We start from the raw sequence: 11573 nt of genomic DNA on the forward strand, positions 1-11573 counted from the left end.
AATTGCATTAATTTTAGGTATGAAATTAATTCTTGTGAAGATTCTAAACAAAAGAAATGAACTGGGGCACTGAAAGTGGAAAGAAGGGTTAATTAGACATAATAACACCTCAATGTTGTTGAGGTGGTTTTACATTTATGAAATTTTTTGGTTTTTACAAAAAATACAAAAAAATCAGCACTATTTTTATCTAGTACTGATTGATTTTGATTGTTTATTAATTGCTAATTAACTTCTTATTTTTTCTTTCTACCGAATATAAAGATTAACATACCAATTAATCAAGTTGCTACTGAAGTAGCTACAAAGTATGGTCAGATTAAGATTGGCGATATTTCTTTTATTTTTTTATCAATAGTTGTTTGTTTAACTACATCTTCGTTGTTATGAGAGTTAAGATTATTTAAAATTTCATCTGAATCAGCAATTGCTTTATTAATTGCATCTTTTTGATATTTAGTTAATTTTTCAAATTTCTTAGATTCGGTTAAATCCACTAAATCATTTTTAGCTTTAGCTAATTCTTCAGCATCAACATATAATTGAGTAATTTGATTATGTTTATTATCAAATTCTTCGCTTGTAGCATTATTATCTAAAATGTTATTGATTAATGTTGCTTTGGTTTTGTCATTAAGCACGTCGCTCGCTTTAACTTGTTGAATTAATTTGTCTTTAACTTTAACGTTATTTAAGTTATTTATAAAGCTTGAATCATTAACTAAATTGAGTGTTTCGCTAATTAATTTATCTCTAGTTTCGTCAGAAATTTTGTTGTCTTTAGCTTCTTGATGTAATTGATCAATTAATTCTAATCTAGCTTTTTCATTGTCTAATTTATTAGTAAATTCTTCGCTTGTTTCATCTAATTCTCTAATGTTTTGAGAAATTGAATCTTTTTGATCTTGTGTCAAGTTAGGATTTTGTCTAACTTGATCAATTGCTTCTTGTTTCTTGTCAATGTTTTTAGCTATTTCATTGTAGTTTTGTTCAGTTGGATTGTTAGCTAAAACATCTTCAACTAATTTAGCTTTATCATTGTCACTTAAAGTTTGATCATTATTAATTTTACTTAATTTATTTAATTGATCTTTGATGTTGTCAAAGCTTACTAAAGCATTTTCGCTATTAGCATTAATTGGGTCTAATTCAGCAATTAATGCATCTTTTTGAGCTTGTGGTAAGTCTGATTGGTTAATTTGTTCGTAAAGATTTGCTTTTTTATCAACATTACTAATTTGATGATCAAGACTTGATTTGGTTTGATTGTTATCTAAGTCAATAATTTCATTAACTAGATTTGCTTTATTTTCTTTAGTTAACTCATCATTTGCTTTAATTTGTTCAATTGCTTTAACTTTAGTTGAAATATTATCTGCTTCAGTAGCAAAATTATCTGAATCTTTTGCTAAGTTATGAACTTGATCAATTAAAGCTTCTTTAGCATTTTCATCTAAATTAGGGTTTTGTTTAATTTGGTCAATTAAATTCAATTTAGATTCAATGTTATTTAATTTATCAGTTAATTTACTGTCATCATGAGGCACATTAATTACTTCATTTACTAATTTGTTTTTGTCTTCATCGCTAATGTGTTCATTAGTTTGAATTTTTTCAATTAGTTCAGCTTTTTGGTCAATGTTAGCAATTTGATTTTCTAAATCATCTTGTTTATTGTTTAAGTTAGCAACTTCATCAATTAATTGTGCTTTTTGTTCATCAGTTAAATTAGGATTGCTTCTTATTTCTTTGATTTTATTTTCTTTAAGTTCTTCATTAGCTAATTGATCAGCAAATGTTTTATCTCTAGGGTCTAATTGACTGATATTATCACTTAATTTTGCTTTATCTTCAGCGTTTAATTGAGAGTCATCAGTAGCGTTAATTCTTTCATAAGCTTTTTCTTTAGCTTTAATCTTGTCTAATGTATCACTATATGAATTTTTGTTAGCTTTGCTGTTTAATTTATCATCAACATTAGCTTTTTCAATATCGTCGATTAAATCTGCTTTTTGTTCAGGTGTTAAATTAGGATTATTTTTAACATCATTAATTAAGTCTGCTTTATTAACGATTTTATCTAAATTGTCTTTGAAGTTTTGAACTTCATCAGCATTATCTGAATTAGAAGGAATAGCTAAGTCTTTAACTTGATCTATTAAAGCTTGTTTTTCAGCAGGAGTTAAGTTGTTATTTTCATGAACTTTTTCAATCGCTTTTTGTTTAGCATATTCAAAGTTTTTATCACCATCAAGAGCATTTTTCGCATCAATTAATGCTTTTTCTAATTCTAATACTTTAGCAACGTCTTCATTAGTACCTTGTTTACTGATTAATTCATCAACTTTGGTTTTAGCTTCATCATAGTTAGCTTTTGGTTCTTGAGAAGCTGCAACATATTTAGGATTATCTGGTTGAGTTAATTCATCATTAATTGCCTTAGCTGTTTCTTTTAATTGACCCATAGCATTGTTCAATGTTTGAGCTTTATCAACCACTTTGTCAACATTAGCTAACAATTTAGCTTTATCAACTTCTTCAATTAAAGCTGTTTTTTGAGCGTCATTAAGATGTTCAAGGCTATTAATTAAGTTTTTTGCTTCAGCTTTTTTGTTATTGATTTTTTCATCACCGTCAAGGTTTTGAGCGGCAACATTTAATTTTTCAATTAATGAATCTATGTTGTCAACACTTAATTCAGCGCTTCCGTTTTCTTTATCAGCTAAATTACTTGCATCATTAAACGCTTTATCAAATTCACGCATTTTTTCTTCAGTTGCATTTTTGTAATCAACACTATTAGGTATGTCTTGATTGTCGACAACTGCTTGTTTAAGCTCAGCCATTTTTCCATCTAATGCTTGCGCTTCTTCAGTTACAGCTCTAACATCTTCAGGAGTTGTAGCCTTATCAACTTTAGCAATTAAAGCTAATTTTTGAGCATCATTAATGTTTTCTAAAGCATTAATTTTAGCAATTTCTTCAGCTCTAACTGTTTTAATGTGTTCTTTACCATTTAAGTTATTAATTGCTTCATGAACCGCATTGATTTTTTCTGCAATCTTGTCATTGCTTAAGATGTCTTTTGTATCATCGCTCGGTTCGTTTAAAGCTGTTTCATAGTCTTTTAAAGCTTGAATAGCATCGTCATATGCTTCTCTTAAATCTTCTTCTGAACCTGTGTAATTAATATCGTTTTTAATCTTAGATTCGTTGTTTAAGTATTGATCAAGTGTAGCCATTGTACCATTAACCAAAGCATTATTTGCATCAACTGTATTTACATCGGCAACTGAATTTTGCTCATTAATTTTAGCAATTGCTTCATCTTTTTGTTGATCGGTTAAATTGTTATAAATTGGGTTTTCACCTTTAATTTTAGCAATAGCGTTTTCTTTAGCTTGAGCAACTTTTTCATCACCGTTTAATCCGTTGATTGCATTATTTAGTTCAGTGATTTTAGTATCAATTTGCTCAACACTTAAATTAGTTCCATTATCACCTAAATCTTCAGCTCTAATTGCTACTTGATTATTGTATTTAACTTGACGATCTTCGTCAGCTTCAACATAATCAACACTTGTTTTGTCAACTTCGGCAATATCTTTGTAAGCTTTCATTTTGTCATTAATTGCTTTAGCTTTTTCAACAATATTATTAACTTCACTTGCCTGGTTATTTTTGACTTTTTCAGTTAAGAATGATTTTTGAGCTGGATTTAAGTTAGTTAATTTATTAATTGTTCCAATAGCTTTTGCTTTAGCTGTTTCATCAGTTTTGGCTTGATCTAAAAGATTTTTAACATTAATAGCAAAATCTTCATTTGTCTTATCTAATGTGGCAGCATCAATTTTAGCAATATATGTATCTTTTTCAGCTTTAGTTAAATTATCCAGTTTAGCTAATTCATCTTTGGCATTGGTTTGTGCATATTTAAGAGCCTTGTTATAAACAGCTTGTGTTTCTTCTTGTGTTGGAACTTTTGGTAATTTTTCGATTTCAGCTTTCAATAAGCCTTTTTGGTTTTCGTTTAGACTTGGGAAATGATTCTTAATGTCATTTCTTAATACTTCTCTATTTCCATCAAGGACTTCATCAGCAGTTTTTAAGGCTTCTTTACTTTGGTTTGCTTCATTAGCTAAACCATTTAATGAATCAGCAGTTGCATTGCTTAAATCTTTAGCTTTTAATTCTGCTAATTTATCTTTAGCATTTTTCAAGGCTTGATCAACAGTTTCTTTTCTATCTTGGACATCGTTGGTATAAATACTTGTTGCAACTTTAGCTTCTGTAGAAGTAATTTGTTTTTCTAAGTCACCAAGATCTAAGTTTAATTTTTGAGCTTTTTCTAAGATTTTTTGTGCAGCTTCTTCATCAGTAGCATTATTTAATAAGTCTTTAATTTTATCTTTTTGATCTTTTGATAAATTATCAAGTTTATCAACTGCTTTAGCTTTTTTGTTTTTGTTTTCTTCACCATTAAGTGCATTATAAGCAGAAATTAATTCTGTTTTAGCATTATCAATTTCTGTTTTTGAAGCATTATCTTTAACAATTAAATCATTTAAAGCCTGTAATTTTTCATCGTAAGTTTCTTTTAAAGCAGCATCTGCTAATCTATATTTGTCAGCAACTTTATTTGCTGATTTAGCTGTTTCATAGGTTAATCTGTCATCTTTTGCTAATTTTTGAATTTGTTCTTTTACAACATTCTTAGCTTCTAAAATGGCAGTATTTAAAGCTGTAGCAGTTTCTTGAACAGTTGAAGCTTGTGATGTTGGCGATGATTTAACTTGATTTTCAAATACGGCTTTTTGATTTGGGGTTAAATCACTTAAATCATTGATTGCGTTAATAGCTGCTTGTTTATTTTGATTTAATTGTTCAGCTTCTTGAATTATCGCTTTAACAGCAGCGTCATATTTGCGACCTTGAGTTTCATCAAGTGCAGCATTATTAACTTTTCTTACTAATTCAGTAATTTCATCATTTGAAAGATTTGCATAATTATTATTAATTTTGTTTGACGCTTTGGTTTTACTTAAACTTAATCCTTCTTGAAGGATGCTTGATTTTTCTTCTTGTGTTGGTTGTTTTTGTAAATTATCAACTTTGCCCTGTAAAGTTTTAATTTGACTAGCATCTAATAATTCTCAATTATTAAGATCTTCTTTGAATTTGTTTCTAAATCCATCTAAGGCATCAATTGCATCATTTAAGGTTGACGTTTGAGTGTTAATTTCACCGGTTTTTTCAGCAATTTGATCTTTGTTTAAATTACTTAAATCAGCTGTTTCATAGCCTTCTAAGGCTTTTTTAGCATCTTGAATTGCTTGGTCAAATTTAGCTTGGTTACCCGTTGTATCACCTGTATATTCAAGTTTATCTTTTTTGCCTTCAGCTTCAGATATTTTAGCTTTAAGATCAACAATAGCTTTATCTAAGTTTTTAGCTGCTTCATTAATTTTGTTTGCTTCTTCTTTATTAGCGGCTCCATCAATTTTATCTTTGATAGCTTGTTTTTGTTTAGGTGTTAAATTGTTTAAATCATCAATTCTTTGATTTAATGCATTTTGGTTTTGATCACCATTTAACTCACCATAAGCAGTTTGTAAATTGCTTAATACTGTTTCAACAGCACTTAATTCTGAGTTAGCGCCATTAGTTTTATTAAGTAATTCTTGAGCTGCTGATAAAGCATTATCATAAGCTTGTTTTTTATTAGCATCTGCTAAAGTATAAACAATAGCTGTTTTAGCATCATTGTTTTGATCATCTTCAACTGCCTTTTTAGTTAAAGCGGTTAATTCAGCTTTAACAGCATCACTTAATTCATTCATTTTGGCATTTAATGTGCTTGCTGTTGCACTACGAGTTTGAATTGCTTCAGTTGAAGTAGCTGATTTTAAATCTGCTTTATAAGCGTCTAATTGATTGTTATTTAAATAAGGGTAATTATTTGTTGCATCAGCAATAGCTTTTTCAATTTCTGCTTTAACTTGAACTTTAGCTACTTCATTAAGATTATTGGCTTTTTCTAATTCATCTAATAAAGTTTGTTTTTTTGCTTCAGGAACATTGTTATTAATGTATTGGGCAACTTTTTCTTTTTCAGCTTGTAAAGTAGTTTTAAAGCCTGTTAAAGTAATTTTTCTTGTGTTAGTTGAAACAACCGCTGGATTTTGTGGGTCATTATTTGAATTCAATATTGCTTTGGTAGAAGCAATTTTGAATGTTATATCTAATGTACCATTATCATTGTTTGGCGATAACTGAATACTGTTTAAATAACCTTCAACATCTAAGTTTGCTGGGTTGTTAAACGCTTTAATAGCTTTTTTAGCAACTTCACTTGGCAATTGATTTCTATCAATTGCGTTAGTATCACTTTCATCAATAGTAAATGAATTATTTGAATCAGCTAAAATAGCATCTACTCTTTCTTGTTCAGTTAAAGTGCTTAAGGCATTATCATTATTTAAAATATAAGTTTTACTTGATTGGATACTTTCAAGATTTTCCTTAGTTGATTGATATTTGTAACTTAAGTCTAATTTACCTGTTAGTTCATTTCGATTTGAAATAACTCAATCAACTGGTTTAACATCTGCAGGGATTGTAGAATCGTTAAATTCAACATCATCTTTAGTAATTTCACTAGCAGTTTTAGTATTTTTTGAATTATCTTTAACTTTGGCAGTTGCAGTTTGTAATGAATTTAATCTAGTTAATTCATCATTATAACGTTGTTGACCATTTAAATTATTAATTGCATTTTGAATTTCAGTATTCATTGAGTCAACATTAGTTTTATTCATCAAGTCAGAATTATTTTTAGTATTTAAAGCAGTTAATAAATCTTCTGCTTTTTTAATTGCGCCACCTTTTTGACCATTATTTTTAACAGGATTACCATCATAAGCAGATCTTAAATCATTTGTTGTGTAAATATAATCGCCACCTGTTACAACAGTATTTTGTTTCGTGATGTAATCACGCAAGGTTTTCATTGATGAATTTAACGCATTATTAGTTGCATCTTGACTGTTAACATCTGCAATGGTATTTTTAGCATTAATTAAAGCAATTGCTTTTTCTTTTTGTTTATCAGTTAATGATGAATAATCGGAATTAACTTTAGCAATTGCTTTTTCTTTAGCTTCTTGTAATCTTTCTTCACCGTTTAAATTACTAATTGCATCTTGAATTGCTTTAGTTCTCTTTTTAACTTCTTCTAATGATAAATTAGATCCTTTAGTCTTATCAACATCAGTTTTTTGTTGATTTACTGCATCATCTAAAGCACTTTGATTGTCTGCTTGAGTATAATTTGTGCCTTTTTTAATTGTTTCAATATTATTAGTTGCGTCAATGTAAGCTTTCATTGCATTATTTAAATCATTTGCATCAGAAACTTTTTGGTCTAATTGATCAATTGAAGCATTTTGGATCGCTTCTTTAATAGCATTTTTTTGTGCATCATTTAAATATTGATAATTATCAATTGCTTTTTTCTTTGCATCTTTTTGATTTTGTTCATATTGAGCTTGAGTTAAGAAACCAGCTCTAGTTTGAGGATTAGTTACATTACTATAAATATTGTTATTATTTACAGTTTGCCCTTCAATTGTTACAAGATCACTCGCTAATCTTGTAGTCTTAAATTTATATGTATAAGTAACTGAACCAGAATCATCATCAGTTGAAGTTTGATTCACATTTGTTAAACTAATTTTATTAGCATTAGCAAAATTAGAATCAATTAAATTAACATTATAATCAGTATTTAATGTTGAATCTGAAGCACGTTTAATTGGATTAGAAACAATTTTTATATTAGTAATTTTATTTGCATTAGAATCTTGATTTACTAAATTATTTAATCTAGTTACCTCATTTTGAAAACCAGTTATTTCTGCAGTCTTTTCTGTTGAAATTGCATTAACATCTTTGTTAGATTGCAATTTATAAGCAATTTTAATTTTGCCAGTTATATCGTTATAACCAAGATACTTAACACTATTTTCATAAATTTTTGTATTAGTTGGTAATTGTCAAACAATATCAATATTTGCTTTATTTGCTTTTACCACAGTTGAGGCTTGAATATTTGATTTTTGACTCGGATCTTTATATTCTGGAGTAGCGCTTAAAGTTTCAATTCTTGATTGTTCATCACTAAAACCAGTAATTTTATAAGTTTTATTTTCTGTATAGATGTTGTCTTTATCACTTGATTTAAGAATTTTATAAGTAACTACTAAAGTACCAGCATTATCATCAGCTTTAATACCAATAATTTTAGTTTCTACCCCTTGCTTATTAGGATCAATACTATCAGTAGTAATTAAACCTTGTTTTGCAGTTGAAGGTTTAATGTTTTTATCTGGATAACCAAAAGTAGCACTATAATCTTTAATTTTTTCACGTTCATTATTAATATCAGTTCATTTATCGACAATAGTTTTGATATTTTTATCTGAACCGATTAGAACTTTATTAGAATAGTCTTCATCAGCTACATAAGTATCTTTATACAATTGAGCTTGTCCAATTAATTGTTTAACATTATCTTTTTCATCTTTACTTAAATAAGTAAGACTATTAATTTGATCTTTGGCATTTTCTATTGCCATATCAAATGCAATTTGCATTTCATCATTAATAATTGAATAATAATTTGCATTAATTGCTAAAGTTTTAGTTTGAGCATTATAGGTAAAAGGACCTTTTCATCCCAATTTTCCTTCTAGAGAATTAATGATATAGAATTTTTCACCAATAGTTTCATTTCCATTTAAGAAAGTAAAATTGTTGATTTCTTTTTTAAATTCTTCAACAGCTCCATTAAGTTCATCACCAGTTAATTTATTGATTCAATTTTGTTGTAAAGTATTTTTTCCATTAGTGTAAAAAGTGGTTAACATGCTAGTTGATTCAAAAATGTTTGGAATTGTCTTATTATTTGCATCTTTTAAATTTGCATCAAAAGTATCAAAAGAATTTAAATTAATAGAATTGGTTGATTTTGTAAAAACAGCATAATTTTTAAAATCATTTTGAGGTTTTTGTTGCTCTAAAATTTGAGTTTTTAAATTATTTTTTTCTGTGACAAGAGAATTTAAATTTGCAATAGTATCTAAAACATTCTTAATATTAGATTCATAAGGCTTTGATTTTGTTGAGTCAAATGTTTTAACTTGTTCTTCAGTTGTTAAAGTATTAATAACATTTTGAATAAGATTATTAGTTAACAAATTAGTTGCTCTTGTATTATTTGTTGAATAAGTTTGAGAATTAGCTTTTGTAATTTCGTAATCATTCAATTTGCTATATAGAGAATTTAAATTATTTTTACCAGAAGTTAGAATTGCATCAAGTCTATCGCCTAAAACTTTTTTAATTGTTTGTAAAATTCGACTTAAAAAATCAAATGATTCTAATGTACTATATTTACTTGAATTACTTCTATCTTGTGCTTTTGGATCATCATTATATTCATCAGATTTAAGTTTAATAATGCTAGAATTTGTGTCAATAAAATCTTCTAAACTTTCTTTAACTGAGATATCAGCTAAAGCATAAAGCATTTTGTTTGTGGCAATTGTATTTCAATCACTATCATAAATTTCAGTATTAAGTGGAAATTCACAAACCTCTTTATATTTTTCTTCTATTGATTTTTGTAAATCATCAATTGTATCAATTTTGTTTTTTCAACTATTTTTAGCATCTGTATCTGTAAATTCATTATCAACATTAAAAGAAGTATCAGCTTCAACATATCTAGTTAAAGCATCTTTTTCACCTTTAGTTAATCATTTTTTAGATTGAATATATCTTTTAAGATATTCTAAATCTGTAAATGTGTATTCAATCGGTGCAAAATCAAGATACTCTCTTCCAAAAGTAGTTGACGCAGAAGCAGTTGAGGATTTAGTAATCATTCTTCATTTTTTGGTATCTGTACCTGGAACAAAAGAAGCATTTAGACGTAAATTATCCAAGTTATTGTATTTTTTATAATCTTGATAAATATTTCTGGTTCTAATTACATTTTTATTGTCATAAGAAACACCATTTTTATCTATATTGTATGCAAAAGCACTATTTCCGTTTTCAGAAATAGATAAATTAGCTTGTGGAATTCCATCAGTTACTTGATCGTAAAATTCAAGATCATTTTGAATTTTTTCTTCAGTATTAAATTTCTTTAAATATGACTGTTTCCGATCAGCCATTTTAATAAATCCACCAATAACCTTGTGTTCATCTCTATTATTTAAATTTCTATATTCTGAAACTCCAAAATATGTTTTCTTTTCAGTGGTTGAACCAGTATTACCAGCATATAATTGATTAAAAGGTTCAGTTGAATTATTGAATGGTTTCATTTCTAATTCAACTACAGCTCCTGCAACAATTTCATTATGTGATGTACTTGTATTAACTCTAAAAACAAATAAACCTCCTTGATTTTGAGTTATATTATTTTTAGTAATAACAGGAGTCTTATCCCTAATTATTGAGTGTTGAAATAAACCAAAAGCAACTTTATTGTATTTATCGGTTGTGAAAGTAAATTTAGAATTTCTTACCGCTTGTGGAGTATAACCTCTAATTAAAACATCATAAAGTTCATTACTTCCTTGTTGTCTAGTGTTTTGTCATCAGTTTCTTTGATTTTTATTTACATCTGACATATTATTTTTGTACTCATCAGGAATATGATCATAATATGGTAAATAAGCATAGTCACTAATGTAAGCCATTTTTGACTTACCATTTATGGTTGTACTAACTGATTTATCTGCGCTAGTTAATTGTTGCGTTTTACCTATTCATGGGCTTATTTCCATTTTGCCAATATTGGCTTTTGGATTATCATTGATATTTATAGTATATGTAGTTAATTTACCTTCAGTTTGATCAATATTAACACTGCTACTATCTTCTTTAACAAATAAGTGAATCTTGATATCACCAACTAATCTAATATCGTCAGAAAAGTAAATTCCAGCAGTAAAAAAGTCATTATTTGTATCAGCATTAGTTAAGTTAACACCAACTTTAACTTTTTTAGTATTAGTTAATGGATTATATCCATTTCCATTTCATCAAGAACCAGTGTTATCAGGTAATGATGATGAAGCACCATCTCTTTCTCAAGAATACATATTACCAATTTCATTAGCAAAACCCTCACCGTTTCAATTAGTTTGATTAATATTTGATGGTAAACCTGGGGTTGAAGCATCGAATAATCTATACCATGCATCGCCAGTTGCACTTCATTTAAGCTTATTATTTCCAGTTTGGCTTAAATTAGTTACTCCATTTGCATCTAAAGAGTTGTATCACCTATGGACTGTGCCATTACTATAATTATCATAACCTGTTCAAATATCATCTGAAATATTAGAATTAACTTTATCAAACACATAATTATCATTATTGATTGCAACATTCACATCTTGTTTTGAATGATTTGCTGAAAGAGTCAAAGTAAGTCCTATTAATGGTGCTGATGCAGGCACAATTAAAAGACCCTTTTTAAATGCTTTGTTTTTCAT

At 27.9% G+C, this 11573-nt stretch carries 1 protein-coding gene; it reads right to left on the bottom strand.

Features of this window, described 5'->3' with window-relative positions; all coding sequences use genetic code 4:
• Window positions 1-236 precede the first annotated feature (236 nt).
• Window positions 237-11573, bottom strand: coding sequence for a lipoprotein 17-related variable surface protein (locus ACMZI9_RS01230; protein WP_416099075.1), 11337 nt, complete (start codon window positions 11571-11573; stop codon window positions 237-239).

The sequence above is a fragment of the Mycoplasma sp. 4079 genome (genome assembly GCF_047785185.1).
Taxonomy (GTDB): domain Bacteria; phylum Bacillota_I; class Bacilli_A; order Mycoplasmatales; family Metamycoplasmataceae; genus Mycoplasmopsis.